The sequence below is a fragment of the Streptomyces sp. GESEQ-35 genome, from assembly GCF_017948485.1.
Taxonomy (GTDB): Bacteria; Actinomycetota; Actinomycetes; order Streptomycetales; family Streptomycetaceae; genus Streptomyces.
Window position 1 is genome coordinate 57,172 of the sequence record NZ_JAFFSX010000033.1, and the last position, 26,452, is coordinate 83,623.

At 71.1% G+C, this 26,452-nt stretch carries 22 protein-coding genes and 1 riboswitch; of the genes, 16 read left to right on the top strand and 6 right to left on the bottom strand.

Annotated features, from left to right (window positions below; all coding sequences use genetic code 11):
* Positions 1-119: 119 nt before the first annotated feature.
* The 10 genes from KCH87_RS42025 to cobI all read left to right on the top strand — a co-directional run bounded on the left by KCH87_RS42025 (position 120) and on the right by cobI (position 13,662).
* A complete protein-coding gene (locus KCH87_RS42025; protein WP_210593212.1) occupies positions 120-869 on the top strand; it encodes a lysozyme in 750 nt (249 codons plus the stop codon).
* 143 nt (positions 870-1,012) lie between these two features.
* Positions 1,013-2,248: an inorganic phosphate transporter gene (locus KCH87_RS42030; RefSeq protein WP_210593213.1), complete on the top strand. Its 1,236-nt coding sequence runs from the start codon at positions 1,013-1,015 to the stop codon at positions 2,246-2,248.
* A gap of 30 nt (positions 2,249-2,278) precedes the next feature.
* Positions 2,279-2,500: a hypothetical protein gene (locus KCH87_RS42035; RefSeq protein ID WP_210593214.1), complete on the top strand. Its 222-nt coding sequence runs from the start codon at positions 2,279-2,281 to the stop codon at positions 2,498-2,500.
* A gap of 107 nt (positions 2,501-2,607) precedes the next feature.
* A riboswitch (cobalamin riboswitch) is annotated at positions 2,608-2,750 on the top strand.
* Between the two features lie 100 nt (positions 2,751-2,850).
* Complete coding sequence (locus KCH87_RS42040) at positions 2,851-3,792, top strand: cobalamin biosynthesis protein (protein ID WP_210593215.1); 942 nt, start codon at positions 2,851-2,853, stop codon at positions 3,790-3,792.
* Entirely contained in the window at positions 3,789-5,297 is a 1,509-nt protein-coding gene (locus tag KCH87_RS42045; protein ID WP_210593216.1) for a cobyric acid synthase, read from the top strand. Before KCH87_RS42040 ends, KCH87_RS42045 begins: the two co-directional genes overlap by 4 nt.
* Entirely contained in the window at positions 5,294-8,965 is a 3,672-nt protein-coding gene (gene cobN, locus KCH87_RS42050; protein ID WP_210593217.1) for a cobaltochelatase subunit CobN, read from the top strand. Before KCH87_RS42045 ends, cobN begins: the two co-directional genes overlap by 4 nt.
* Positions 8,962-10,953: a putative cobaltochelatase gene (locus tag KCH87_RS42055; RefSeq protein ID WP_210593218.1), complete on the top strand. Its 1,992-nt coding sequence runs from the start codon at positions 8,962-8,964 to the stop codon at positions 10,951-10,953. The genes cobN and KCH87_RS42055 overlap by 4 nt, the downstream gene beginning before the upstream one ends.
* Positions 10,953-11,552 carry a cob(I)yrinic acid a,c-diamide adenosyltransferase gene (cobO, locus tag KCH87_RS42060; protein WP_210593219.1) on the top strand — a complete coding sequence of 200 codons (600 nt, stop codon included), beginning with the start codon at positions 10,953-10,955 and terminating at the stop codon, positions 11,550-11,552. The genes KCH87_RS42055 and cobO overlap by 1 nt, the downstream gene beginning before the upstream one ends.
* The gene (locus KCH87_RS42065) at positions 11,546-12,931 is read left to right on the top strand and encodes a cobyrinate a,c-diamide synthase (protein ID WP_210593220.1); all 1,386 of its coding nucleotides are present in this window, start codon (positions 11,546-11,548) and stop codon (positions 12,929-12,931) included. Before cobO ends, KCH87_RS42065 begins: the two co-directional genes overlap by 7 nt.
* Positions 12,916-13,662, top strand: a complete 747-nt coding sequence (gene cobI, locus KCH87_RS42070) for a precorrin-2 C(20)-methyltransferase (RefSeq protein ID WP_210593221.1) — start codon at positions 12,916-12,918, stop codon at positions 13,660-13,662. Before KCH87_RS42065 ends, cobI begins: the two co-directional genes overlap by 16 nt.
* 20 nt (positions 13,663-13,682) lie before the next feature.
* On the opposite strand, the gene KCH87_RS42075 is transcribed toward cobI, so the two are convergent.
* Positions 13,683-14,387 carry a ZIP family metal transporter gene (locus KCH87_RS42075; RefSeq protein ID WP_210593222.1) on the bottom strand — a complete coding sequence of 235 codons (705 nt, stop codon included), beginning with the start codon at positions 14,385-14,387 and terminating at the stop codon, positions 13,683-13,685.
* Between the two features lie 151 nt (positions 14,388-14,538).
* Here KCH87_RS42075 and cobM point away from each other — a divergent pair, with 151 nt between their 5' ends.
* The 5 genes from cobM to cobC are packed head-to-tail and all read left to right on the top strand — an operon-like array spanning position 14,539 to position 20,286.
* Positions 14,539-15,357 (top strand): precorrin-4 C(11)-methyltransferase, encoded by an 819-nt coding sequence (gene cobM, locus KCH87_RS42080; RefSeq protein WP_210593223.1) that lies wholly within the window; start codon positions 14,539-14,541, stop codon positions 15,355-15,357.
* A complete protein-coding gene (gene cbiE / locus KCH87_RS42085; RefSeq protein WP_210593224.1) occupies positions 15,354-16,595 on the top strand; it encodes a precorrin-6y C5,15-methyltransferase (decarboxylating) subunit CbiE in 1,242 nt (413 codons plus the stop codon). Before cobM ends, cbiE begins: the two co-directional genes overlap by 4 nt.
* Positions 16,592-18,262: a precorrin-3B C(17)-methyltransferase gene (cobJ, locus tag KCH87_RS42090; RefSeq protein WP_210593225.1), complete on the top strand. Its 1,671-nt coding sequence runs from the start codon at positions 16,592-16,594 to the stop codon at positions 18,260-18,262. The genes cbiE and cobJ overlap by 4 nt, the downstream gene beginning before the upstream one ends.
* A 52-nt stretch (positions 18,263-18,314) precedes the next feature.
* Positions 18,315-19,238 carry a sirohydrochlorin chelatase gene (locus KCH87_RS42095; protein ID WP_210593226.1) on the top strand — a complete coding sequence of 308 codons (924 nt, stop codon included), beginning with the start codon at positions 18,315-18,317 and terminating at the stop codon, positions 19,236-19,238.
* On the top strand, positions 19,228-20,286 hold the full coding sequence (gene cobC / locus KCH87_RS42100; protein WP_247197628.1) for an Rv2231c family pyridoxal phosphate-dependent protein CobC: 1,059 nt from the start codon (positions 19,228-19,230) through the stop codon (positions 20,284-20,286). Before KCH87_RS42095 ends, cobC begins: the two co-directional genes overlap by 11 nt.
* 17 nt (positions 20,287-20,303) lie before the next feature.
* On the opposite strand, the gene KCH87_RS42105 is transcribed toward cobC, so the two are convergent.
* Positions 20,304-21,209 (bottom strand): SCO1860 family LAETG-anchored protein, encoded by a 906-nt coding sequence (locus tag KCH87_RS42105; protein WP_210593228.1) that lies wholly within the window; start codon positions 21,207-21,209, stop codon positions 20,304-20,306.
* Positions 21,210-21,538: 329 nt separating this feature from the next.
* On the opposite strand from KCH87_RS42105, the gene KCH87_RS42110 reads away from it, so the two are divergent.
* Entirely contained in the window at positions 21,539-22,789 is a 1,251-nt protein-coding gene (locus KCH87_RS42110) for a serine hydrolase (RefSeq protein ID WP_210593229.1), read from the top strand.
* Positions 22,790-22,804: 15 nt separating this feature from the next.
* Here KCH87_RS42110 and KCH87_RS42115 read toward each other — a convergent pair whose 3' ends face one another.
* The 4 genes from KCH87_RS42115 to KCH87_RS42130 form a co-directional block, all read right to left on the bottom strand.
* Positions 22,805-23,896: an amidohydrolase family protein gene (locus KCH87_RS42115; protein WP_210593230.1), complete on the bottom strand. Its 1,092-nt coding sequence runs from the start codon at positions 23,894-23,896 to the stop codon at positions 22,805-22,807.
* Between the two features lie 89 nt (positions 23,897-23,985).
* Positions 23,986-24,759, bottom strand: coding sequence for an amino acid ABC transporter ATP-binding protein (locus KCH87_RS42120; protein WP_210593231.1), 774 nt, complete (start codon positions 24,757-24,759; stop codon positions 23,986-23,988).
* Positions 24,756-25,595 (bottom strand): amino acid ABC transporter permease, encoded by an 840-nt coding sequence (locus KCH87_RS42125; RefSeq protein ID WP_210593232.1) that lies wholly within the window; start codon positions 25,593-25,595, stop codon positions 24,756-24,758. The genes KCH87_RS42120 and KCH87_RS42125 overlap by 4 nt, the downstream gene beginning before the upstream one ends.
* Complete coding sequence (locus tag KCH87_RS42130) at positions 25,592-26,437, bottom strand: transporter substrate-binding domain-containing protein (RefSeq protein WP_210593233.1); 846 nt, start codon at positions 26,435-26,437, stop codon at positions 25,592-25,594. The genes KCH87_RS42125 and KCH87_RS42130 overlap by 4 nt, the downstream gene beginning before the upstream one ends.
* Positions 26,438-26,452: the final 15 nt, after the last annotated feature.

Sequence of the window (26,452 nt, forward strand, 5' to 3'; positions counted from 1 at the left end):
AGTGCATACAGGCACAGATGCCCCTCGCTCCGGGCTTGGCCGGAGATCGATGAGCGTTCAAGGATCTTCCAGTAGCCTCTGGGGGATTTGTCGTGCACGTCGCCATTCCGGGGGGAAATATGGCTCGTGATCGCAAACCGTTCCGTCGTCGCACCCACGTCATAGCGGCATCCATGACGGCGCTCGCCGTCGGGGGGATCGCCCTCACCGAGGTTCCGGCCTTCGCCGCGAGCAAGCCGAAGGGACACGACGTCTCGTCGCACCAGAAGAACGTCAACTGGAAGAGCGCGGCGAACAAAGGCGCCAAGTTCGTCTACGTCAAGGCGACCGAGTCCCACACCTACCGCAACCCCTACTACAGCCAGCAGTACAACGGCTCGCGCAACGCGGGCCTGGTCCGCGGGGCCTACCACTTCGCGCTGCCCAACAAGTCGTCGGGCAAGACCCAGGCCGCCTACTTCATACGCAACGGCGGAGCCTGGCGGGCGGACGGCTGGACTCTGCCGCCCGCGCTCGACATCGAGTACAACCCGTACGACAAGAAGCACAGTTGCTACAAGATGAGCAATTCCAGGATGGTCGCCTGGATCAAGGCGTTCAGCAACGAGGTGAAGCGGCTCACCGGACGCCGCCCGGTGATCTACACGACCGCGCACTGGTGGAACAAGTGCACCGGCAGCAGCCGGGCCTTCGCCTCGAACCATGCGCTGTGGGTCGCCCGCTACAACTCGTCGACGGCGGGAACGCTGCCGGCGGGCTGGGGGGTCTGGACCTTCTGGCAGTACGACAACAGCGGCAGTCTGCCCGGCGACCAGAATCTCTTCAACGGATCCCAGTCTCAACTGAAGAAGTTTGCCCGAGGCTCCTAACCCTTGGGGCATCTGGGCCGCGCGGACCCCAAGGGGCGACAACACCCCTTCCGGACACCGTGCGGCCCTGCTCAGTTCATCTTCCGTTCATTCAGGTTACCTACGTTCAACCGGCCAACGACCTCGAACGATTGCCTGGGTAAATGGAAAGCTTCTCGCTGATCCTCGCGATTGTGGTGATCACCGCACTCGCGTTCGATTTCACGAACGGTTTCCACGACACCGCCAACGCGATGGCCACGACCATCTCGACCGGTGCGCTCAGACCCAAGGTCGCGGTGGCCATGTCCGCCGTCCTCAATCTCGTCGGCGCCTTCCTCTCGGTGGAGGTCGCCAACACCATCTCCAAGGGGCTCGTCGACGAGACCGGTATTCGTCCCGAGGTCATCTTCGCCGCCCTGGTCGGCGCGATTCTCTGGAACCTGCTGACCTGGCTGGTCGGGCTCCCTTCCAGTTCCTCGCACGCCCTCATGGGCGGTCTGATCGGCGCCACCATCGCCTCGGCCGGCGTCGGCGCGGTCCACGGCGACGCGCTCGTCACCAAGGTGCTGATCCCGGCGATCGCCGCCCCTATCGTCGCCGGTGTCGCCGCGTTGCTCGCCACGCGCCTGTCGTACTCCCTCGGCAGGAAGGCCGACGGCAAGGCGGCCGCGAAGGGCTACCGGGCCGGCCAGATCGCCTCCGCCGGTCTGGTCTCGCTGGCCCACGGCACCAACGACGCGCAGAAGACGATGGGCATCATCACCCTCGCCCTGGTCACCGGCGGCGCCATCGCCCCCGGCTCGAACCCTCCCACCTGGGTGATCCTCTCCGCGGGCCTGGCCATCGCACTCGGCACCTACCTCGGCGGCTGGCGCATCATCCGCACCATGGGCAAGGGCCTGACCGACCTCCAGCCGCAGCAGGGCTTCGCCGCCCAGACCAGCGCGGCCACGGTCATCCTGGCCTCCTCCCACATCGGCTTCTCCCTCTCCACCACGCACTCCGTCTCCGGCGCGGTGATGGGCGCGGGCCTCGGCCGCAAGGGCGGGGTCGTCCGCTGGTCCACGGCCACCCGGATGTTCGTCGCCTGGGGGCTGACGCTGCCGGCGGCGGCCCTGGTCGGCGCCGTCGCGGAATGGGTGACCGGTTTCGGCAGCTGGGGCACCGCCCTGGTCGCGGTCTTCCTGATCGCCTCCAGCGCCGCGATCTGGCAGCGCTCCCGTCGTGAGGTCGTCGACCACACGAACGTCAACGACGCGGCGGAGGAGCCGGCCAGCGTGGTGACGACGGCGATCGCCGCGGTGACCCCGCCGCCCGCGGGCACGGTGGCCGAGGAGCTGGCGGCCACGATCCCCGCCCCGTCCACGGAGCCGGCGTCTTCGCAGGCCACGGTCTGACCCCCACCCAGTACTCGAGGAAGCAGCAACATGAAGATCGACTGGGCGGCTCTGGGCTCCGTCTTCGGCGTCAGCCTCGTGGTCACCGTGGCCCTCGTGGCCCTGTTCACCCTCGGCGTCGCGGGCCTGTCCCGGCGCGAACGCGCCACGGCGCAGGGCGACTCCGCGGCGCTCGCGGTCACCGCCGCGTACACCTGCTTCGCCGCGTGCGCGGCGGCGGTGGCCTACGGGATCTATCTGATCGTCGCGTGACACACGGCGCGTGAAAGCACCCGGGGTGCGGGACGGATCACCGTCCCGCACCTCACGTGTGTGGGCCTCAGCACACTCCCCCGTCGCAGGTCAACGGCAAGTTGACGGCCCTTCCAACCCCATGGTGGACTGCCGGAGCCATGTACGGCGGCAGAAGAGGAAGCCGGTGTGAATCCGGCGCGGTCCCGCCACTGTCACCGGGGTAGCAATCCCCGGGAGCCAGGAACTCTCACCGCCGGTCCAGTCGAACCAGGGCGTGGACACCCTGAGTGAGGACAAATCGCGATGCTCGGCTGCCGTTCGAGGTGCAGTACCAGGTCTCTGCCTGACCCCGTGGCCGGCTGAGCCGCATGCGTGCCGATCGCGTCTTCGCGTACGGCGCCGCCGCCGGACTCATCGGTGACCTGCTGCTCGGCGATCCGCGCCGCGGGCATCCGGTCGCCGCGTTCGGGCGGGCCGCCGGCGCCGTGGAACGGGTGCTGTGGCGCGACCATCGCGGGTGGGGCGCGCTGCACACCGCCGTGTGTGCCGGTGGCGCCGTCGCACTCGGCGCCGTCGCCTCCCGGATCGTACGGTCCTCCCCTGCCGCCTCCATCGCCCTGACCGGCGTCGCCACCTGGGCAGTCGTCGGCGGGACTTCGCTCGCTCGTGAGGCGCGGGGTATCGGGCGGGCCCTGGAGGCGGGGGACGTCGACGGGGCGCGGGCCCGGCTGCCGCATCTGTGCGGGCGGGATCCGCAGGCGCTGGACGCCGACGGGATCGCGCGGGCGGTGGTGGAGTCCGTCGCCGAGAACACCTCCGATGCCGTCGTCGGAGCGCTCGTGTGGGGCGCCGTCGGCGGTGTGCCGGGGCTGCTCGGGTTCCGGGCCGTGAACACGCTGGACGCCATGGTCGGGCACAAGTCGCCCAAGTACCGGCGCTACGGCTGGGCTTCGGCCCGCCTCGACGACCTCGCCGGCTGGCCGGGGGCGCGACTCACCGCCGTACTCGCCGCCGTGACCGGTGACGAGCCGCGGGGGGCCGTACGGGCCTGGCGTGCCGATGCCGCGCAGCATCCGAGCCCCAACGCCGGGCCTGTGGAGGCCTCGTTCGCGGGGGCGCTCGGCGTGCGGCTGGGCGGGACCTTGTCGTACGGCGGACGGGTCGAGCACCGGCCGGTGCTGAACCGAGAAGGTCGCGCCGTCGCCGTACCCGACGTCGAACGGGCCGTACGGCTCTCCCGGCGCGTCGGTCTGCTCGCGCTCGGCGCCTGTGTCGCCGTGCGCCTCGTCGTGAAGGGACGTGCCTCATGAACGGCGGTCTGCTCGTCGCCGGCACCACCTCCGACGCCGGTAAGAGTGTCGTCACCGCCGGGATCTGCCGCTGGCTCGTGCGACAGGGCGTCAAGGTCGCGCCCTTCAAGGCGCAGAACATGTCCCTGAACTCGTTCGTCACCAAGGAGGGCGCGGAGATCGGGCGGGCGCAGGCCATGCAGGCGCAGGCCTGTCGCGTCGAACCCAACGTGCTGATGAATCCCGTGCTGCTCAAGCCCGGGGGCGAGCAGAGCAGTCAGGTCGTGCTCATGGGGAAGCCCGTGGGTGAGTTGAGTGCACGCGGCTATCACGGTGGGCGGCAGGAGCGGCTGCTGGGGACCGTGCTCGACTGTCTTGCCGAGTTGCGGGGCACGTATGACGCGGTGATCTGTGAGGGGGCCGGCAGTCCGGCCGAGATCAATCTGCGGCGCACCGACATCGTCAACATGGGGATCGCCCGCAATGCCGGGCTGCCCGTGCTCGTGGTCGGGGACATCGACCGTGGCGGGGTCTTCGCTTCGTTCTTCGGGACCGTCGCCCTGTTGTCCCCCGAGGATCAGCGGCACGTCGCCGGGTTCCTCGTCAACAAGTTCCGCGGGGACGTCAGCCTCCTGGAACCGGGGCTCGACATGCTCCACGGGCTCACCGGGCGGCGGACCTACGGCGTCCTGCCCTTCCAGCACGGCCTCGGCATCGATGAGGAGGACGGGCTGCGGGTCTCGCTGCGGGGGACCGTGCGGGAGTCGAACGTCGCCCCGCCCGTCGGCGAGGACGTGCTGCGGGTCGCCGTCTGCGCCGTCCCGCTCATGTCCAACTTCACGGACGTCGACGCCCTCGCCGCCGAGCCGGGTGTCGTGGTGCGGTTCGTGGACCGGCCCGAGGAGCTCTCGGACGCCGACCTCGTCGTCATTCCGGGGACCAGGGGGACCGTCCGCGCCCTGGAGTGGCTGCATGAGCGCGGTCTCGCGGACGCCCTTGTCCGCAGGGCCGCCGACCACCGGCCCGTCCTCGGTATCTGCGGCGGCTTCCAGGTCCTCGGCGAGCACATCGAGGACGACGTCGAGAGCCGCCGGGGACAGGTGGACGGGCTCGGGATCCTGCCCGTGCGGGTGCGGTTCGCCCGTGAGAAGACCCTGACCCGGCCCCTCGGTGAGGCCCTCGGCGAGCCGGTCGAAGGGTACGAGATCCACCACGGAGTCGCCGAAGTCGTCGGCGGAGAACCCTTCTTGGATGGCTGCCGGGTCGGTCAGACCTACGGCACGCACTGGCACGGCTCGTTGGAGTCGGACGGCTTCCGGCGGGCGTTTCTGCGTGAGGTGGCGGCCGCCGCGGGCCGTCGTTTCGTACCGGCCGCCGACACGTCGTTCGCCGCGCTGCGCGAGGAGCAGCTCGACCGGCTCGGCGATCTGATCGAACAGCACGCGGACACGGACGCGCTCTGGCGGCTCATCGAGTCGGGCGCGCCACAAGGACTGCCTTTCATTCCACCGGGAGCGCCCGCATGAGCACAGTGTTGTTGTTGTCGACCGCCGACACGGATCTGCTGGCGGCCCGGGCCGCTTCCGGTGCCGACTACCGGATCGGCAACCCGACCCGGGTGGATGTGGCGGAGGAGCTGCCCGCACTCGTCGAGGGCGCGGACATCGCCGTCGTACGGCTGCTGGGCGGCAAGCGGGCCTGGGAGGACGGGCTCGCCGCGCTCCGGGCGTCCGGCATCCCGACCGTGCTGCTCGGCGGGGAGACGGTTCCCGACGCGGAGCTGATGGCCGAGTCGTCCGTGCCCGCCGGTGTGGTCGCGGAGGCGCTGCGCTATCTCGTCGAGGGCGGCCCGGAGAACCTGACCGAGCTGGCCCGCTTCCTCTCCGACACCGTGCTGCTGACGGGCGAGGGCTTCGAGGGGCCGCGGGAGATGGCGGAGTACGGCGTCCACGGCGACCCCGTACTGGACACGGAGCGTCCGACCGTCGCCGTGCTCTTCTACCGCGCCCACGAACTGAGCGGCAACACCGCCTTCGTGGACACTCTGTGCGACGCGATCGAGGCCCGGGGCGCCAACGCCCTTGCCGTGTACTGCGGTTCGCTGCGCAGCGCCGGGTCGGGCGTGTACGAGCTGATCAGCGGGGCGGACGCGCTGGTCACCACCGTCCTCGCCGCCGGCGGCACACACGCTTCGGAGGCGTCCGCGGGCGGCGACGAAGACGCCTGGGACGTGGGCGCCCTCAACATCCTCAACATCCCTGTCCTGCAAGGGCTTTGCCTGACCTCGTCCAAGGCGGCCTGGGACGCGTCCGATGCCGCCCTGTCCCCCATGGACGCGGCGATGCAGGTCGCGATCCCGGAGTTCGACGGACGCCTCATCACGGTCCCGTTCTCCTTCAAGGAGCAGGGTCCGGACGATGTGCCGGTGTACGTCGCCGACCCCGAGCGGGCCGCGCGGGTCGCCGGAATCGCCGTGCGCCACGCCCGGTTGAAGCACAAGCCGAACGCGGAGAAGAAGCTCGCGCTCGTCTTCACCGCCTATCCGACCAAGCACTCCCGGGTCGGCAACGCGGTCGGGCTCGACACCCCCGCTTCGGCGGTACGGGTCCTCGACGCGCTGCGGGACACCGGGTACTCCCTGACCGAATACCCGGACAACGGCGACGAGTTGATCCACCGGCTCATCGCGGCCGGCGGCCACGACGTCGAGTGGCTCACGGAGGAGCAGTTGGCCTCCGCGCCCGCGCGGGTGCCGCTGGCCGACTACCGGGCGTGGTTCGACAAGCTCGACCCCGACCTCAAGGACGCCATGCTGGAGGCGTGGGGCGAGCCGCCGGGCAGCCTGTACGTGGACGGCGACGACATCGTCCTCGCCTCCCTCCAGTTCGGGAACGTCGTCGTGATGATCCAGCCGCCGCGCGGCTTCGGCGAGAATCCGATCGCGATCTACCACGACCCCGACATGCCGCCGTCGCACCACTACATGGCGGCGTACCGCTGGCTGGAGGCTGCAACATCGGAGGGGGGCTTCGGCGCGGACGCCATCGTGCACATGGGCAAGCACGGCACGATGGAATGGCTGCCGGGCAAGGGACTCGGGCTCAGCGGAGGCTGTGCGCCGGACGCCGTACTCGGTGAACTCCCGCTGATCTACCCGTTCATCGTCAACGACCCCGGCGAGGGCACCCAGGCCAAGCGGCGCGGGCACGCCACCGTCGTCGACCATCTCGTGCCGCCGATGGCACGCGCCGACACCTACGGCGACCTGGCCAAGCTGGAGCAGCTGCTCGACGAGTACGCGCTCGTCTCCGACCTGGACCCGACGAAGGCCCCGGCCGTGAGGGCGCAGATCTGGACGCTGGTCAAGGCGGCCGAGCTCCACCACGACCTGCATGTGGACGACCAGCCGGACGACGACGCGTTCGACGAGTTCGTCATGCACATCGACGGCTATCTGTGCGAGATCAAGGACGTGCAGATCCGCGACGGGCTGCACATTCTCGGCGGCGCGCCGGCCGACGAACCGCGCGTGAATCTCGTGCTCGCCGTGCTGCGTGCCTCGCAGGTGTGGGGCGGTCAGGCGAACGCGCTGCCGGGGCTGCGGGCTTCGCTCGCTCAGCACTTCGGTCTCGTCGAGAAGGAGTTGCTCGCCGAGCCGGGTGCGCCGGTGAAGCTTCCGGTCGAGCTGACGGACCTCGTCGAGGGGCCGTCACGTTCGGCCGCCGACGCGATCGACCTGCTGGAGCAGCTGTGCCGCCGGGTCGCGGAGGGGATGGAGGAGCGCAACTGGGCGGTCGCGGAAAGCCGTTCCCTGGTCCGTGACGTCCTCGGCACCGAACTCCCCGACGCCGTCGCCGTGTTGGAGTTCGCATGCCGTGAGGTCGTCCCCCGGCTGGCGAGGACCACCGACGAGATCGGGCACATCCTCAAGGCCCTCGACGGCGGTTACGTCCCCGCGGGCCCCTCCGGCTCCCCCACCCGCGGTCTCGTCAACGTCCTGCCGACCGGCCGCAACTTCTACTCCGTCGACCCCAAGGCCATCCCGTCCAGGCTGAGTTGGGAGGTCGGGCAGTCCCTCGCCGACTCGCTGGTGCAGCGGTATCTCCAGGACACCGGCGAGTACCCGAAGTCCGTGGGCCTCACCGTCTGGGGTACGTCCGCCATGCGCACCCAGGGCGACGACATCGCCGAGATCCTCGCGCTGCTCGGCTGCCGCCCGGTGTGGGACGACGCCTCACGCCGCGTGACCGGCTTCGAGATCGTGCCCCTGACGGAGCTCGGCCGGCCCCGCATCGACGTCACGGTCCGTATCTCCGGCTTCTTCCGGGACGCGTTCCCGCACGTGGTCGGGCTGATCGACGACGCCGTCCGCAAGGTCGCCGAGCTGGACGAGCCCGCAGACCGGAACTATGTGAAGGCCCACGCCGACGCGGACACCGCCGAGCACGGCGACCGACGGCGCGCGACGGCCCGTATCTTCGGCTCGAAGCCGGGCGCGTACGGCGCCGGGCTGCTCCCGCTGATCGACGCGCGCAACTGGCGCTCCGACGCCGACCTCGCCGAGGTGTACGCGGTCTGGGGCGGCTACGCCTACGGGCGCGGGCTGGACGGGCGGGCGGCGCGCGGGGACATGGAGACGGCGTTCAAGCGGATCGCCGTAGCCGCCAAGAACGTCGACACCCGCGAGCACGATCTCGTCGACGCCGACGACTACTTCCAGTACCACGGCGGCATGGTCGCCATGGTCAGGCATCTGACCGGCGCCTCCCCCGAGGCGTACGTCGGTGACAGCGCCACCCCCGACCAGGTCAAGACCCGCACCCTCGGCGAGGAGACCCACCGCGTCTTCCGCGCCCGCGTCGTCAACCCGCGCTGGATGGCGGCGATGCGGCGGCACGGCTACAAGGGCGCCTTCGAGATGGCGGCGACCGTCGACTATCTCTTCGGCTACGACGCGACGGCCGGGGTCGTGGACGACTGGATGTACGAGAAGCTGAGCGCGGAGTACGTCTTCGACCCGGAGAACCGGGACTTCATGAAGAAGTCCAACCCCTGGGCGCTGCGCGGCATCACCGAGCGGCTGCTCGAAGCCGCCGACCGTGGACTGTGGGCCGAGCCCGACGCGGACACCCTCGAACGGCTGCGCGCCACCTACCTGGAGCTCGAAGGCGATCTGGAGGGCGACGACCAGTGAGTACTCCCTTTCCTTTCACGGCGGTCGTCGGCCAGGACGATCTGCGGCTCGCGCTGCTGCTGAACGCCGTGTCGCCGGCGGTGGGCGGCGTGCTGGTGCGCGGCGAGAAGGGCACCGCCAAGTCGACGGCCGTACGGGCGCTTTCGGTGCTGCTGCCGGAGGTGGACGTGGTCGCCGGATGCCGTTTCTCCTGCGCCCCCGGCGCGCCCGACCCGGCCTGTCCGGACGGCCCGCACGAAGCCGGTGCCGGGGTGCAACGCCCCGCCCGCATGGTCGAGTTGCCTGTCGGCGCCTCCGAGGACCGGCTTGTCGGCGCCCTCGACATCGAGCGGGCGCTCGCCGAGGGCGTCAAGGCCTTCGAGCCCGGCCTGCTCGCCGACGCACACCGCGGAATCCTCTACGTCGACGAGGTCAACCTCCTCCACGACCACCTCGTCGACCTGCTCCTGGACGCGGCCGCGATGGGCGCGTCGTACGTGGAGCGCGAAGGGGTGTCGGTCCGCCACGCCGCCCGTTTCCTGCTCGTCGGGACCATGAACCCCGAAGAGGGCGAGCTGCGGCCGCAGTTGCTCGACCGGTTCGGTCTTACCGTCGAGGTCGCGGCGTCACGGGAGCCGGACCAGCGGGTGGAGGTCGTACGGCGACGGCTCGCCTACGACGACGATCCCGCCTCCTTCACCGCCCGCTGGGCCGACGAGGAGGCCGCCGTACGGGCGCGGATCGTGGCGGCGCGGAAGCTGTTGCCGTCCGTGCAACTCGGCGACGGTGCGCTGCGGCAGATCGCGGCGACCTGCGCGGCCTTCGAGGTGGACGGAATGCGCGCCGACATCGTGATGGCCCGGACGGCCACCGCGCTCGCCGCCTGGGCCGGGCGGACCGAGGTGCTGGCGGAGGACGTACGGCAGGCCGCGCTGCTCGCGCTGCCGCACCGGCGGCGGCGGAATCCCTTTGACGCGCCGGGACTTGACGAGGACAAGCTCGACGAGACGCTGGAGGAGTTCTCCGGCGACGACGACCCGGACCCCGACCCCGACGACGGCGGACCGGGCGGGGGCGGCGGGCAGCCGCCCGAGGACGACGGTCCGCAGGGCGGCGGTGACACGGGCGCCCGGCCCGAGGCCGGTGAGGATGGCGAGCCGCAGCCCTCGGGCCCCGGGGAGCAGTCCGCCGTACGGGCCGCGGAACCGTTTCGTACGAAGGTGCTGAGCGTCCCCGGCATCGGGGAGGGTGCCGCCGGGCGGCGTTCGCGGGCGCGGACCGAGCACGGGCGGACGACGGGGTCGCGGCGGCCCCGAGGGGCGTTGACCAAGCTGCACCTGGCGGCGACCGTGCAGGCGGCCGCCCCGCATCAGCGGGCCCGTGGGCGGGTCGGGCGTGGGCTCGTCGTACGGCGGGACGATCTGCGGCAGGCGACCCGGGAAGGGCGCGAGGGCAATCTCGTGCTGTTCGTCGTCGACGCGTCCGGGTCGATGGCGGCCCGGCAGCGGATGAGCGCCGTTAAGGGGGCCGTGCTGTCGCTGCTGCTCGATGCCTATCAGCGGCGGGACAAGGTGGGGTTGGTGATCTTCCGCGGGTCCGCCGCCGATGTGGCGTTGCCGCCGACGTCCTCTGTGGATGCCGCGGCCGCTCGGCTGGAGTCCCTGCCGACCGGTGGGCGGACGCCGCTGGCCGCCGGGTTGCTGAAGGCGCATGACGTGCTGCGGGTGGAGCGGCTCAGGGATCCCGCTCGGCGCGCGCTGGTCGTCCTGGTGACGGACGGGCGGGCCACCGGTGGGCCCGAGCCCGTTGCGCTGGCCGGGCGGGCGGCCCGGTTGTTCGCTGCCGACGGGGTCGCGTCCGTTGTGGTCGACTGCGAGGCCGGGCCCGTGCGGCTGGGGCTCGCCGGGCAGCTCGCGGGTGAGCTGGGGGGTACGGCCGTGACGCTGGACGAGCTGCGGGCGGACTCCATCGCCGGGCTCGTGAAGGACGTACAGAGGAGGGCCGCGTAATGCCTCAGGGACAGCCGAGTGTGGTGCCGGACGACGGACTGACGACCCGGCAGCGCCGTAACCGTCCTCTTGTCGTCGTGCACACGGGAGTGGGGAAGGGCAAGTCCACCGCGGCGTTCGGGCTGGCGCTCAGGGCCTGGAACCAGGGCTGGCCCGTCGGGGTGTTCCAGTTCGTCAAGTCGGCCAAGTGGAAGGTCGGCGAGGAGCGGGCGCTGCGGGTGCTCGGGGACTCCGGGGAGGGCGGGTCCGTCGCCTGGCACAAGATGGGCGAGGGGTGGTCCTGGGTCCAGCGGGACTCCCAGATGGACAACGAGGAGAAGGCCCGCGAGGGCTGGGAGCAGGTCAAGCGGGATCTGGCCGCCGAGACGTACCAGCTGTATGTGCTGGACGAGTTCGCCTATCCGATGCACTGGGGGTGGGTCGACGTCGATGAGGTCGTGGCCGTGCTGCGGGACCGGCCGGGGAACCAGCATGTCGTGATCACCGGGCGGAACGCGCCCGAGAAGCTGGTCGACTTCGCCGATCTCGTGACCGACATGTCCAAGGTCAAGCATCCGATGGACGCCGGGCAGAAGGGCCAGAGAGGCATCGAGTGGTGACGTCCGTTCCCCGGTTGGTCATCGCCGCGCCCTCGTCCGGCAGCGGCAAGACCACCGTTGCCACGGGCTTGATGGCCGCGTTCGCCGCGCGGGGGCTTGCCGTGTCTCCGCACAAGGTGGGGCCGGACTACATCGATCCCGGGTATCACGCGCTCGCCACCAGGCGGGTGGGGCGGAATCTCGATGCGTACATGTGCGGGCCGGAGTTGATCGGGCCGTTGTTCGCGCAGGGGGCGCACGGGTGTGACATCGCCGTGGTCGAGGGTGTGATGGGGATGTACGACGGGGCCGCGGGGGAGGGTGAACTGGCGTCTACGGCTCAGGTCGCGAAGCTGTTGCGGGCGCCGGTGGTGCTGGTCGTCGACGCGTCGTCGCAGTCGCGGTCCGTGGCGGCGTTGGTGCACGGGTTCGTGTCGTGGGATCCGGAGGTGCGGGTCGGGGGCGTGATCCTGAACAAGGTCGCGTCGGATCGGCATGAGGGGTTGTTGCGGGAGGCGTTGGAGTCGGTGGGGGTGCCGGTGTTGGGTGCGTTGCGGCGGGCCCCGCAGGTGGACACGCCGTCCCGGCACCTCGGACTGGTTCCGGTCGCGGAGCGGCGGGCGGAGGCGGTGGATGCCGTGGCGGCGATGGCCGCGCAGGTCTCCGACGGTTGCGACCTGGGTGCGCTGGTGGCGCTGGCGCGGAGTGCGGGTGCGTTGTCGTGTGCGGCTTGGGATGCGGCTGAGGTCCTTGCCTCGCCCACCCACGACCACCCGACTCGGTCGGCTGAGAAGCGAGGGCCCGTCGTCGCAGTCGCCGGCGGAGAAGCGTTCACCTTCTCCTACGCCGAGCACACCGAACTCCTCACCGCCGCCGGTGCCGAAGTCGTCACGTTCGACCCCCTGCGGGATGAGCAACTCCCGGACGGGACACGCGGGTTGGTGATCGGGGGCGGTTTCCCCGAGGTGTATGCCGAGCAGCTGTCCGCCAACGAACCGCTGCGTAAAACCGTCGCCGCCCTCGCGGAGACCGGCGCTCCCGTCGCCGCCGAATGTGCCGGGCTGCTGTATCTGTGCCGGGAGCTGGACGGGCGGCCGATGTGCGGGGTGCTGGACGCGACGGCCCGGATGAGTGAGCGGCTCAGCCTCGGGTATCGGGACGCGGTGGCCGTGAGCGACAGTGTGCTCGCTGTGGCCGGGACGCGGATGCGGGGGCACGAGTTTCATCGGACGGTCGTCGAGCCGGGCTCGGGGGCGGCTCCCGCCTGGGGGGTTCGCTCCCCTCACCGGCGGGTCGAAGGTTTTGTACAACAGGGTGTGCACGCGAGTTATCTGCACACGCACTGGGCGTCCGAGCCCGGTGTGGCCCGTCGGTTCGTGGAGAGGTGCCGGACGTCATGAGCAGCAGCAGGTTGATCGGAGTCGGGGTGGGCCCCGGCGATCCGGAGCTGGTGACCGTCAAGGGCGTCAATGCTCTGCGTGCCGCCGATGTCGTCGTCGTGCCCGTGATGGATACGGGCGAGCGGGGGCGGGCCGAGGCCACCGTGTTGCACTACGTGCCCGAGGAGAAGGTCGTACGGGTCGTCTTCGCACTGAACGAGCGGAGTGACCGGGGGCGGCGGGAGGCCGCCTGGGACGCTGCCGGGGAGCGGGTTGCGCAACTCCTCGGGACACACGGGGCCGTTGCCTTCGCGACCATCGGCGATCCCAACGTCTATTCGACGTTCACCTATCTCGCGCAGACCATCGGCGAGTTGGTGCCCGGAACGGTCGTGGAGACCGTGCCCGGCATCACCGCCATGCAGGATCTCGCCGCGCGGTCGGGGGCCGTGCTCACCGAGGGGACCGAGCCGCTCACGCTCGTGCCGGTGACCGCCGGGGCCGCGGTGCTCAAGGACGCGCTGGCCGGGCCGGGGACCGTTGTCGCCTACAAGTTCGGGCGGCAGGCCGGGGAGGTCGCCGAGGCGCTCAGGGAGACCGGGCGGCTCGACGACGCCGTGTGGGGGTCGGCGCTCGGGCTGCCGGAGGAGTCGGTGCGGCCTGCCGCGGAGCTCGACGGTTCGCCCCTCCCCTATCTGTCGACGCTCATCGCGCCCGCGCGACGCGACGGCGGGCGGGGCGGCAAGCTGTGAACGGCCGCGGTGCGGGCGGCTCAGCCGGAGATGCCCACCACCAGCCAGATGAAGGCCGCTCCGGCGATCGTGCACAGCAGCGTCGAGCGGGCGGGACGCGCATGGTGGGCCTCGGGGAGGATCTCGGACGCGGCGAGGTAGAGCAGTGCGCCGCCGAAGAGGCCGAGGTAGTAGCCGAGCAGTTCCTCCGGGATGGTGAACAGAAGCGTCGAGGCCGCGCCGAGGACGGGGGCCGCGGCGTCCGCCACCAGCATGGCGATCGCCCGGCGGCGGGCGTTCCCGTACAGGCGGGTAATCGTGTACGTGTTGAAGCCGTCCGCGAAGTCGTGTGCGATGACGGCGAGGGCGACCGCCACGCCCATGTCCCCGCCGACCTGGAACGCGGCACCGATCGCGACGCCGTCCATGGCGCTGTGCCCCACCATCGCGGCCCCCGCCGACATGCCCACCTCGGGGGTACGGCCCGCTCCTCGTGCGGCCAGCAGCCGTTGCACCAGGTGGGCGAGGAGGAAACCGGCCACGAAAAGCACCAGGGCCGCGGGTACGCCGAAGACGTCCGTGTCCGCCGCCTCCAGCGCCTCCGGCAGCAGGTCCAGGCCGACCACGCCCAGCATCAGGCCGCCGGTCAGGCCCAGGACCAGATGACGGCGGTCGGTCACGCGCTGTGCCGTCCAGCCGCCGGCCAGCGTCATCAGGAACGCGCCGAGCGCGACGAAGACCGCCATAGGGCCTTGCTATCGGATCACTGTGCGTGCGCGCATGTCCGGCACTCCCGTACGCACTGACTTTTCGCCCGACTTCGTAGGACCGCCGAATTCGCAAGACCGCTTTGCAGCTTGTAGGACCGCTTTGCTTGTACGAGAGGACCGATTCCCCATGGCCGATGCCACCGCCGGCAAGGTGACCTTCGTCGGTGCCGGCCCCGGCGCCGCCGATCTGCTGACGTTCCGTGCCGCGCGCGCCATCGCCGAGGCCGATGTCGTGATCTGGGCGGCCAGCCTGGTCCAGGAGGAGGTCCTCCAGCATGCGCGTGAGGACGCGGAGATCCTCGACTCGGCGACGATGTCCCTGGAGGACGTGGTGGCCGTCTACGAGCGGGCCCGTCACGAGAACCTCAGAGTGGCCCGTATCCACTCCGGCGACCCCGCTCTCTGGGGCGGCACACAGGAGCAGGTCGACCGCTGTGCCTCGCTCGGTATCGCCACCGAGATCGTGCCCGGTGTCTCCGCCTTCTCCGCCGTGGCCGCGCTCGCCCAACGGGAGCTGACGATCCCCGAGGTCGCGCAGTCCGTCGTGCTCACCCGGCTCGGCGGCGGCAAGACGCCCATGCCGCCCGGCGAGGAGGTCCGCGAGTTCGCCAAGCACGGCACGACCATGGCGATCTTCCTGTCGGCCGCCCGCAGCGGGCAGCTCGTACGGGAGTTGCTGGAGGGCGGCTATCCGACGACCACGCCGGTCGTGGTGGCCTACCAGGCGACCTGGCCCGAGGAGCTGGTCGTGCGCTGCACGATCGAGACCCTGGAGGAGACCGTCAAGGAGCACAAGCTCTGGAAGCACACCCTCTTCCTCGTCGGCCCCGCCCTCGACGCCCAGGGCACCCGCTCGCACCTGTACCACCCCGGCCACTTCCACGGTTACCGCAAGGCCGACCCCGAGGCCCGCAAGGCGCTGCGCGAGCGAGGGGCGAGTACATGATCACGGTCGTCGGTACGGGGACGGGGGCGCCGCCTGCCGAGGATGTCCTCGGCGCCGCGGAGCTGGTGGTCGGCGGGCAGCGCCATCTGGACGCCGTACCGCTGCCGTCGGGAGCCGAGCGGGTCGTGCTCGGTCCGCTGGCGCCCGCGCTCGACCGGATCGAGGCGTACGTCGGCAAGCAGGCGCCGGTCGTCGTACTGGCCTCCGGTGACCCCGGGTTCTTCGGAATCGTCCGGGTGCTCGCCGAGCGCTTCGGTGCCGGGCTGCTCGACATCCGGCCCGGTGTGTCCTCCGTCGCCGCCGCCTTCGCGCGGGCCCGGCTGACGTGGGACGACGCGGTGGTGGTGAGCGCGCACGGGCGGGAGCTGCGGACGGCGGTCAATGTCTGCCGGGCGCAGGCGAAGGTCGCGGTGCTGACGGGTCCTGGGTCCGGTCCGGCCGAACTGGGGGCCGCCCTGGTGCACAGCGAGCGCGTCCTCGTCGTCGCGTCCGCGCTGGGCGACCCCGCGCGTGAGCGGGTGGAGCGGGTGACGCCGCGCGAGGCCGCCGGGCGTGACTGGGGCACGGCGGTGAGTGTGGTGCTGTGCCTGGACGAGGCGCGGACTTCGGAGGGCGTGCGCACGGTGGCCGGACCCGGCGTCGGGCCCGCCGGATGGGCGCTGGACGAGGCCGGGTTCGCCCACCGCGACTCCATGATCACCAAGTTCGAGGTACGGGCGCTGGCCCTGGCCCGGCTCGGGCCGCGTCTCGGCGATCTGGTCTGGGACATCGGCGCGGGCTCCGGCTCCGTGGCCGTCGAGTGCGCGCGGCTCGGCGCCGCCGTCGTCGCCGTCGAGAAGGCCGGGGACGGCATCGAGCGGATCCGCGCGAACGCCGCCGCACACGGGGTGGACGTGCGGACCGTCCACGGGAGCGCGCCCGGCGTGCTGTCCGAACTCGACGATCCCGACGCCGTGTTCGTCGGCGGGGGCGGGCGCGACCTGCCCGCCATCGTCGCGGGATGCGCGCTACGCGCCCGGCGGACGGTCGTCGTCGCCATGGCCGCCCTCGACCGGGTACCGGCGGTGCGCGAGGCGCTCACCGGTGCCGGGTTCGGCTGCGACGGAGTGCTGCTCCAGTCGTCGCGGCTGGCGCCGCTGCCGGGGGACGTGACCCGGCTCGCGGCGACCAATCCCGTTTTTCTGCTGTGGGGCGTCAGACCTCAAGAACCCGACGACATCAAGGGAGTTGCCCAGTGATCGGCCTCATTTCCGCCACCACGGCGGGCGCGGCTGCGCGGGACCGGCTGGCCGCGGCGTGGCCGGATCGGACTCGCGCGTACGACGGACCGGTCGGGGACGCCGTACGGACCGCGTTCGCGGAGTGCGAGCAGCTGGTGTGTTTTCTGGCCACGGGGGCGGTGGTACGGCTGATCGCGCCGCTGCTGTCCGACAAGCGGGCCGATCCCGGAGTGGTGTGCGTCGACGAGGGCGGGCGGTTCGCCGTGTCGCTGGTCGGCGGGCACGGGGGCGGGGCCAATGAACTCGCCCTGGAAGTGGGCGAGCTGCTGGGTGCCGAGCCGGTGGTGACCACGGCGACCGACTCCGTCGGGGTGCCGGGTCTCGACACGTTCGGGTTCCCGGTGGAGGGGGCGGTACCCGCGGTCTCCCGTGCGCTGCTGGACGGCGAAGCCGTCACCCTGGAGACCGAGGTGCCGTGGCCGCTGCCGCCCCTCCCCGTGGCACCGCACGGTGCGTACACCATCCGGGTCACCGATCGCGCGGTCGAGCCCTCCGGGCACGAGGTGGTCCTGCGCCCGCCGTCGCTCGTCGTCGGCGTGGGCGCCTCCAGGAACGCCCCGGTCGACGAGGTCCTCGGGCTCGTCGAGGGCACGTTGCTGGAGGCGGGACTGTCCGGCCGTAGCCTCGCCGCACTCGCCACCGTCGACGCCAAGGCCGAGGAGCCAGGGATCGTCGCGGCCGCCGAGCGGCTCGGGGTGCCGCTGGTGACGTACTCCGCCGAGGAGTTGGCCCGTGTCGAGGTGCCCAACCCCTCCGACGCGCCGCTCGCCGCCGTCGGCACCCCCTCCGTGGCGGAGGCGTCGGCGCTGATCGGCGGTGGTGAACTCCTCGTGCCGAAGCGGAAGTCGGCGATGGTCACGTGTGCCGTCGTACGACGCCCCGCGCGCGGGCGCCTCGCGGTCGTCGGGCTCGGACCCGGCGCCCGGGATCTGCTCACCCCGCGCGCCAAGGCCGAACTGCGGCGCGCCTCCGTACTCGTCGGCCTCGATCAGTACGTCGACCAGATCCGTGACCTGCTGCGGCCCGGCACCCGGGTGCTGGAGTCGGGGCTCGGCGCGGAGGAGGAGCGGGCGCGGACCGCGGTCGAGGAGGCCCGGCGCGGACAGGCCGTCGCCCTGATCGGCAGCGGCGACGCCGGCGTGTACGCCATGGCCTCCCCCGCGCTCGCCGAGGCCTCCGACGACATCGACGTGGTGGGCGTACCCGGCGTGACCGCCGCGCTCGCGGCCGCCGCGATCCTCGGTGCGCCGCTCGGGCACGACCATGTGTCGATCAGCCTGTCCGACCTGCACACGCCGTGGGAGGTCATCGAGCGGCGGGTGCGGGCGGCGGCCGAGGCGGACATCGTCGTGACGTTCTACAACCCGCGCAGCCGCGGCCGCGACTGGCAGCTCCCGAAGGCGCTCACGATCCTCGCCGAGCACCGGACGGGAACGACGCCGGTCGGAGTCGTACGGAATGCCTCACGGCCGGACGAGTCAGGCCGGCTGACGACCCTGGACGCCCTGGATCCGGCGACGGTCGACATGATGACGGTCGTCACCGTGGGCAACACCGCGACCCGGGACATCGCGGGGCGCATGGTGACGCCGCGCGGCTACCGCTGGCAGGAGGAGGCCCTGTGAACCGTCTCCGCACCCTGCCGCACCACCCCACTTCATATGCCGAGGAGAAACAGTGACCACCGCTCCGCCCGCCCTGCTCATCGCCGGCCACGGCACCCGGGACGAAGCCGGAGCCGAGGCGTTCCGTGACTTCGTACGGGAGTTGGGGCTACGCCGCCCCGAACTGCCTGTCGCGGGCGGCTTCATCGAACTGTCCCCGCCGCCGCTGGGCGACGCGGTGGCCGAGTTGGTGGAGCGGGGGGTGCAACGGTTCGCCGCCGTTCCCCTGATGCTGGTGTCCGCCGGGCACGCCAAGGGCGACATCCCGGCGGCGCTGGCCCGCGAGAAGGAGCGGCACCCCGGGATCTCGTACACCTACGGCCGTCCGCTGGGCCCGCATCCGGCGCTGCTGAGCGTGCTGGAGCGGCGGCTCGACGAGGCCCTCGGCGGTCCGGCCCGCACGCCCTACGACCGGGCGGACATCACCGTGCTGCTGGTCGGGCGGGGGTCCACGGATCCCGATGCCAACGCCGAGGTGCACAAGGCGGCCCGGCTGCTGTGGGAAGGGCGCGGATACGCGGGCGTGGAGACGGCGTTCGTGTCGCTCGCCGCGCCGGACGTGCCGAGCGGCCTCGACCGCTGCGTGAAGCTGGGCGCGCGCCGGATCGTCGTACTCCCCTACTTCCTGTTCACCGGCATCCTGCCGGACCGGGTGAAGGCGCAGACCGAGGGGTGGTCGGCCGCGCATCCCGAGATCGAGGTGCGCTCGGCCGAGGTCATCGGCCCGGAGCCGGAGCTGCTCGATCTGGTGATGGAACGGTACGAGGAGGCCGTGCGGGGCGACCTGCGGATGAACTGCGACTCCTGTGTCTACCGGATCGCGCTGCCCGGCTTCGAGGACAAGGTGGGTCTGCCGCAGCAGCCGCACTTCCACCCGGACGACGACGGCCACCACCATCACGGGCACCACCACGGCGGACATGCGCATGCGCACTGAGGACGGGCACGACCTGCGGCACCACGGTGACGCCGAGGTGCGGGACGACGGCTCGGCCCTCGTCGACCTGGCCGTCAACGTACGCGCCGACACGCCTCCGTCCTGGCTGCGCGAGCGGATCGCCGCCTCGCTGGGCGGGCTCGCGGCCTACCCGGACGGGCGCCGCGCGTGTGCGGCGGTGGCGGCGCGGCACGGGCTCGCGCCGGAACGGGTGCTGCTGACCGCTGGAGCCGCCGAAGCCTTCGTGCTGCTGGCTCGGGCGCTGAAGGTGCGCCAACCGGTCGTCGTGCACCCGCAGTTCACGGAGCCGGAGGCGGCGCTGCGGGACGCGGGCCATACCGTCGACCGGGTGTTGCTGCGGGCGGACGACGGCTTCCGGCTGGACCCGGCCGCCGTACCCGAGGACGCAGACCTGGTGGTGATCGGCAACCCGACCAACCCGACGTCGGTGCTGCATCCGGCCGACACGATCGCCGAACACGCCCGTCCCGGGCGGACGTTGGTGGTCGACGAGGCGTTCATGGACGCCGTTCCGGGTGAGCGGGAGACGCTGGCCGGGCGGACGGACGTACCGGGCCTGGTCGTCCTGCGCAGTCTGACCAAGACATGGGGGCTGGCGGGCCTGCGGATCGGTTACGTGCTCGCCGCCCCGGAGACCATCGCCGACCTGGAGCGCGCCCAGCCCCTGTGGCCGGTGTCCACGCCCGCGCTGGCCGCGGCCGAGGCCTGTATGGAGCCACAGGCGCTGGCTGAGGCCGCGCACGCCGCACACCGCGTCGCCGCCGACCGGGCCCATCTGGTGGCCGGGCTCCAGGAGTTCTCCGCAGACGGGCTGCGGGTCGTCGAGCCCGCCGAAGGTCCGTTCGTCCTCGTACGGCTGCCGCGCGCGGCCGACGTACGGCGACGGCTGCGCGAGCTGGGGTTCGCGGTGCGGCGCGGGGACACCTTCCCGGGCCTCGACGAGGAGTGGCTGCGGCTGGCGGTGCGGGACCGGGGGACGGCCGACTCGTTCCTTCAAGCGCTGGGCCGGGCACTGGCCCAGCGCTGAGCAGAAGGTCTAGGGACTCAGCTCCGGCGTCGACGCGACAGCAGCACCGCTCCTCCGCCCGCCAGCACCAGGGCGATCGCGCCGCCCGCGAGGTACGGGGTCGCCGAGCTGCCGCCGGTCTCGGCCAGCCCGTCCTCGGCCGGAGCGGCCTGGTCTCCCTGCGGCTCGACCTCGGCGCCCGGCTCCTGGCTGGGGGCGGCGGGTGCGGCGGGTGCCTCGCAGGTCGCCTCGGCGAGCGTGAGGGTGCCCGTCACCTCGGCCACGTTCAGCTTCAACGGGTTGACGGAGACCTTGAGTTCGAGGGCGGTGGCGGCCGCCTTGGTCGTCGTCGTCTCGGTCTTCGACAGATCCAGCCGGACTTCGCCGACGCCGGGGACCTTCACGTCCGTTGTGCCGCCGGTGCTCACCGTCACCTTCTTGCCGAGCACGGTGACGGCTCCCAGCAGGTTCGAGGAGGCGCTGGGCGTCTCACCGGCCTCGCAGGTCGCCTTCGACGTCACGCCCTCGACCTCGATGAGCGACAGCAGCGGCAGTCCGGGGACGTGGAGGTTCGCATGGGCGAGGTTGGTGGAGGCCTCCGCCTTGCCGTCGGCGACCGTCGCCTTCGAGGCCGCCACGTCCGCGCGCAGCACCTGGATCGGCTGTCCGCCCTCGACGCCGTTCAACTGGGCGGTGAGCGCGGTCTTCTCGGCGCTCTGCGGCGCCTGAACCTCGTTCAGGGAGACCGTGAGCGGGACGTTCACGGTCTTGTTCAGCAGGGACACATCAAGCCCGGTGCGCAGTACGACAGCGCTTGCGCGGCCGTCGTCGGTCGCGTGGGCGGGGCCCGCGCCGGCCAGGGCCGCGGGACCGGCGGCCAGGGCGGTGGCCGTCGCGACAGTGGCGAGACGCCGTGCGGGCATACGGAAGTTGGTGCCATTCAAGGTGGGGACCCCCAAAGGAGACTTGCCTGGGACCCGGCAAGGATTACGCACTGAGGGTGAACCGGCGGCATTCCGGTGCCACTTCACCCCATCGTGGGTTTTCCGTGAACCTTTTCGAATCAGTCGGCACGGATGTTCCCCATAGTCACTCGTTCAACTGCCTTGACTCGAACGCGCCGGTTGACACTCCGGAGCACCAAGGGGCGCAAACGTCAACACGACGCCGCGCCACGCGCCGACAGGCAACGCGGCACGAGCGCTCCTATGCTGAGGGAAAGGGCCTTGCGGCCCTGGTCGCGGGCTTCGCTTCGGGTGCTTGGAGTCAGCCCATGACGCGTTCGTGCGGACGACTGCGCAAGGGGGCCGTCACCGCCGCGGCGGTAGGCATACTCGCGGTTCCCGTCGGGGGCGGAACCGCTTTCGGGGCGCCGCTGCCCACCCCCACAACCAGTACCGAACAACCGTCGCCCTCCCCCGCGGCGACGGACGATTTCGAGACGCTCACTCCCGCGGTGAAACAGCAGGTCGACGACGCCGTGCAGAAGGTCATGGCCGAAGCGAACATACCCGGAGTGACCGTGGGGATATGGACGCCCGACCAGGGGACGCACGTGAAGTCGTTCGGAGTCGCCGACAAGAGCGACGGCCGGAAGATGTCGCCGGACCTGTTCACGCGCATCGGCAGCGAGACCAAGACCTTCACCGTGACGGCGCTGCTGAAGCTGGTCGACGAGGGCAAGGTCAACCTCGACGACACGATCGACCAGTACGTCGACGACGTGCCCAACGGCGACAAGATCACCCTGCGTCAGCTGGCCGGGATGCGCAGTGGGCTCTTCAACTACTCCGAGGACCCGGACTTCTTCAAGGCGCTGACGTCCGATCCGGAGAGCCCCTTCACCCCGCAGCAACTGCTCGCCTACTCGTTCAAGCACCCCGTGCTGTTCGCGCCGGGCGCGGAGTTCTACTACTGCAACACCAACCTCATCCTGCTCGGTCTGGTCGTCGAGCAGGCCGGCGATCAGCCGCTGAACGACTACATCGAGGAGAACATCCTCGATCCGGCCGGCATGGACGACACGATCTTCCCGACCGACGCGACATTCCCCGACCCGCACGCCCAGGGGTACACGAACCAGACCGCGGACGGGAAGGTCGCCGACAGCGCCGGCTGGGACCCCTCCTGGGCCTGGGCGGCCGGCGCGATGATCTCCACGCTGGAGGATCTGCGCCTGTGGGCGCCGACCGTCGCCACCGGCGTCCTGCCCGACGGCACCACCCTGATCAGCCCCGCCACCCAGAAGCAGCGGCTCACCACACCGCCCACCACGATCCCGGGCGCCGGGTACGGCCTCGGCATCTTCAACGTCCAGGGCTGGATCGGGCACAACGGCTCACTGCCGGGCTACGAGTCCCTGACGATCTACCTTCCGTCGGCCCGGGCCGGCATCGTCGTGCTGCTGAACACCGACATCAACTACAAGAACACGGAGCCCAGCACGCTCCTCGGCGACGCGATCACCAAGATCGTCAGTCCGCAGCACGTCTTCAACCTGCCGGCGCAGAACGCCGCGCACTGAGCGACCGCGAGCCGCTCAGCCGACGACCCGCCCGTTCAGCACCACCCGCCGCGGCGCCGCCAGGACCCGTACGTCCGCCCGCGGATCGCCCTCGTACACGACGAGGTCCGCCGGTGCCCCCTCGTCGAGACCGGGGCGGCCCAGCCAGCTCCGAGCGCCCCAGACGGTCGCGGAGAGGGCCTCGACCGGTGGGATACCGGCGGTGACCAGTTCGGCGACCTCGCCCGCCACCAGGCCGTGGGCCAGGGAGCCGCCCGCGTCCGTGCCGACGTAGACCGGGATACCGGCGTCGTAGGCGGAGCGGACCGTGTCGTAGCGGCGCTCGTACAGCCGGTGCATATGGGCCGACCAACGAGGGAACCTGGCCTCGCCGCCGGCGGCCAGCTGCGGGAAGGTGGCGATGTTGACCAGGGTCGGGACGATGGCGACGCCACGCTCGGCGAACAGCGGGATCAGGTCCTCGGTGAGGCCCGTCGCGTGCTCGATGCAGTCGATGCCCGCCTCGACCAGGTCACGGAGCGAGTCCTCGGCGAAGCAGTGGGCCGTCACACGGGCGCCCAGGCGGTGCGCCTCGGCGATCCCCGCCTCCACCGCCCCGCGCGGCCAGCAGGCCGACAGGTCGCCGAGGTCGCGGTCGATCCAGTCGCCGACCAGCTTGACCCAGCCGTCGCCGCGGCGGGCCTCCTGGGCGACGTACGCGACGAGGTCGTCCGGCTCGATCTCGTGCGCGAAGTTCCGGATGTAGCGGCGGGTGCGGGCGATGTGCCGGCCGGCCCGGATGATCTTCGGCAGGTCCTCGCGGTCGTCGATCCAGCGGGTGTCCGAGGGCGAGCCCGCGTCGCGGAGGAGCAGCGTGCCGGCCTCCCGGTCGGTCAGCGCCTGCTTCTCGGCCACGTCCGCGTCGACCGGGCCGTGCAGGCCGAGGCCGACGTGGCAGTGGGCGTCGACCAGTCCGGGGAGGGCCCAGCCGTCGACCGTGCGGATGTCGCCGGCGCGGGCCGGGCGGTCGTAGGTGACCCTTCCGCCGACCACCCAGAGTTCGTCGCGGATGTCTTCTGGGCCGACGAGGACCCGCCCCTTTACATGCAGCACCGCCTGATTGCTCATGCCAGGCACGATAGTTCGTCGGCTACGGGTCCGTTGTGGCTGGTCGCGCCCACGCGGCGGAGCCGCAAATCGATACAGCCCCGTGCCCCTTACGGGGCGCTGTCCTCCTCCACGTCTGCCATCGCCGGGTCGAGTAGGCGGGACAGGAAGTGGCGCGTGCGTTCGTGGGTCGGGTTGGTGATGACCTGCTCCGGGTTGCCCTCTTCGACGATTACTCCGCCGTCCATGAAGACGACGCGGTCGGCGACTTCGCGGGCGAAGGTCATCTCGTGGGTGACGACCATCATGGTCATGCCCTCGTTCGCCAGCATGCGCATGACGGCCAGGACGTCCCCGACCAGTTCCGGGTCCAGCGCCGACGTCGGCTCGTCGAACAGCATCACCTCGGGGCCCATCGCCAGCGCGCGGGCGATGGCGACGCGCTGCTGCTGGCCGCCCGACAGGGACGACGGGTAGGCGTCCGCCTTCTCGGACAGGCCCACACGGGACAGGTTCTCGGCGGCGACCTTGGCGGCCTCCGCCTTGCCCCGCCTCAGCACCCGGCGCTGCGGGAGTGCGAGGTTCTCGGTCACCGAGAGGTGCGGGAAGAGGTTGAACTGCTGGAAGACCATGCCGATACGGCGACGTACGGCGTCGATGTCGACATCCGGGTCGGTGACCTCCGTACCGCCGACGAAGACCTGGCCCTTGGTGGGTTCTTCGAGCAGGTTCACGCAGCGCAGGAGCGTCGACTTGCCGGAGCCGGACGGGCCGATCACGCACACGACCTCGCCCTGGCCGATCTCCAGGTCGATGCCGCGCAGCACCTCGTTGTCGCCGAAGGACTTGTGCAGGTCCCGGACTTGGATCTCTGGACGACTCATCTGATGGCCTCCTGGGCCTTCGTCTCCATGCGACGCACGACGAAGCCGAGCGGGATCGTGACGAGCAGGTAGCACAGGCCCGCGACCAGGATCGGCGTGGAGTTGGCGGTCTGGCTGGCCAGGTCGCGGCCGAACTTGGACAGTTCGCGCTCCTCCAGGGTGACGCCGAGGAACAGCACCAGCGAGGAGTCCTTGAACAACAGCACCAGTTCGTTCGTCAGCGGCGGGAGGATGATCCTGAACGCCTGCGGGACGATGATCGAGACCATGGCCCGGGCCGGTGAGAAGCCCAGTGAACGGGCCGCCTCCATCTGCCCCTTGGGCACCGCCTGGATGCCCGCGCGGATCGTCTCCGCCATATAGGCCGCGGACACGAGGCCGAGCGCGAGCGCGACCTTGCCGTACGTGCCGCCGGGGATCTCCGTGCCCGGGAAGGCGAGCGGCACGGCGACGCCCACGAAGATGAAGATCAGCAGGGCGGGCAGACCGCGGAAGATCTCGATGTAGATGCTCGCGAGCCAGCGGTACGGACCGACGGACGACAGCCGCATCAGCGCGATCACCATGCCGAGGACCAGTCCGAAGACGAAGCCGGACAGGGTGTACAGCACGGTGTTCTTCAGCGCCAGCGTGATGACGTCCGGGAACATCTGCTCGGCGATGTCCCACTGGGCGAACTGGTTCTTCAGCCGGTCCCAGTCGGCCGAGACCGCGAAGGCGACCACGGCCGCGACGAAGACGGCGTACTGGATGCCGCGCGAGACACGCCGCTTCTGACTCCGGGTCAACCCCTTCCTGCGGGGCTGGACTTCAGTGCTCTTGGTGGTGCCGCTCATGAGGAGGCGGAGGGCGACGCGGCGGACTCGTCGTACGGGCCGATCCACTGCTCGTACAGCTTCTTGTACGTCCCGTCGGCCTTGGCGTCCGCGAGCGCCTTGTTGATGGCGGCGAGGAGCTTGGTGTTCCCCTTCTTCACCGTGACGCCGTACTGCTCACCGGTGTTGACCTGCTCGGCGACCTCGAAGGCGGCGGCGTTCGCCTTGTCCTTCAGCCAGCCCTGGACGACCGGGTAGTCGATGACGACGGCCTCGACCTGGCCGGTGCGCAGACCGTTGAGGACGGCGTCGGAGGACTCGAAGGAGACCGGGTCGAGGCCCTGGCTCTTGGCGTAGTCCTCGCCGGTGGTCTGCGCCTGGGCGCCGACCTTCTTGCCCTTGAGGTCCGCGAAGGACTTGATGCCGCTCTTCTTGTCGGCCAGGACGGCCTGGGTGGCCTCGAAGTACGGGTCCGAGAAGTCGACGTTCTTCTTGCGCTCCGCGGTGATCGTCATGCCGGCCGCGGCGAGGTCGCACTCGTCGGAGTTGAGGAACGCGCCGGTCTTGAAGTTCTCGAACGGTGTGTCGAGGATCTCCTGCTTCACGCCCAGGTCCTTGGCGACCAGGTCGATCAGGGAGACGTCGAAGCCCTGCACCTTGCCGTCGATCTCCGACTGGAAGGGCGGGTACGGCAGGTGCGTGCAGGTGGTGAGCTGACCGCCCTTGACCAGGGTGACGCCGCCGGCGGCGGTCTGGGTGCCGCTGCCGCCGTCGTCCGATGAGCAGCCGGCCACGAGCACCAGCCCGGCCGTCGCGGTGGTGGCGGCCAGAATGCGGGCCCGGCGCCCGAGGACCGTGATCACGGGGGACCTCCTGTG

What these genes read in the sequence shown, in the direction of transcription:
- KCH87_RS42025 (WP_210593212.1), top strand. Translation starts at nt 120, where the DNA reads ATGGCTCGTGATCGCAAACCGTTCCGTCGTCGCACCCACGTCATAGCG.
- KCH87_RS42030 (WP_210593213.1), top strand. Translation starts at nt 1,013, where the DNA reads ATGGAAAGCTTCTCGCTGATCCTCGCGATTGTGGTGATCACCGCACTC.
- KCH87_RS42035 (WP_210593214.1), top strand. Translation starts at nt 2,279, where the DNA reads ATGAAGATCGACTGGGCGGCTCTGGGCTCCGTCTTCGGCGTCAGCCTC.
- KCH87_RS42040 (WP_210593215.1), top strand. Translation starts at nt 2,851, where the DNA reads ATGCGTGCCGATCGCGTCTTCGCGTACGGCGCCGCCGCCGGACTCATC.
- KCH87_RS42045 (WP_210593216.1), top strand. Translation starts at nt 3,789, where the DNA reads ATGAACGGCGGTCTGCTCGTCGCCGGCACCACCTCCGACGCCGGTAAG.
- cobN (WP_210593217.1), top strand. Translation starts at nt 5,294, where the DNA reads ATGAGCACAGTGTTGTTGTTGTCGACCGCCGACACGGATCTGCTGGCG.
- cobO (WP_210593219.1), top strand. Translation starts at nt 10,953, where the DNA reads ATGCCTCAGGGACAGCCGAGTGTGGTGCCGGACGACGGACTGACGACC.
- KCH87_RS42075 (WP_210593222.1), bottom strand. Translation starts at nt 14,387, where the DNA reads ATGGCGGTCTTCGTCGCGCTCGGCGCGTTCCTGATGACGCTGGCCGGC.
- cobM (WP_210593223.1), top strand. Translation starts at nt 14,539, where the DNA reads ATGGCCGATGCCACCGCCGGCAAGGTGACCTTCGTCGGTGCCGGCCCC.
- cbiE (WP_210593224.1), top strand. Translation starts at nt 15,354, where the DNA reads ATGATCACGGTCGTCGGTACGGGGACGGGGGCGCCGCCTGCCGAGGAT.
- cobC (WP_247197628.1), top strand. Translation starts at nt 19,228, where the DNA reads ATGCGCACTGAGGACGGGCACGACCTGCGGCACCACGGTGACGCCGAG.
- KCH87_RS42110 (WP_210593229.1), top strand. Translation starts at nt 21,539, where the DNA reads ATGACGCGTTCGTGCGGACGACTGCGCAAGGGGGCCGTCACCGCCGCG.
- KCH87_RS42115 (WP_210593230.1), bottom strand. Translation starts at nt 23,896, where the DNA reads ATGAGCAATCAGGCGGTGCTGCATGTAAAGGGGCGGGTCCTCGTCGGC.
- KCH87_RS42120 (WP_210593231.1), bottom strand. Translation starts at nt 24,759, where the DNA reads ATGAGTCGTCCAGAGATCCAAGTCCGGGACCTGCACAAGTCCTTCGGC.
- KCH87_RS42125 (WP_210593232.1), bottom strand. Translation starts at nt 25,595, where the DNA reads ATGAGCGGCACCACCAAGAGCACTGAAGTCCAGCCCCGCAGGAAGGGG.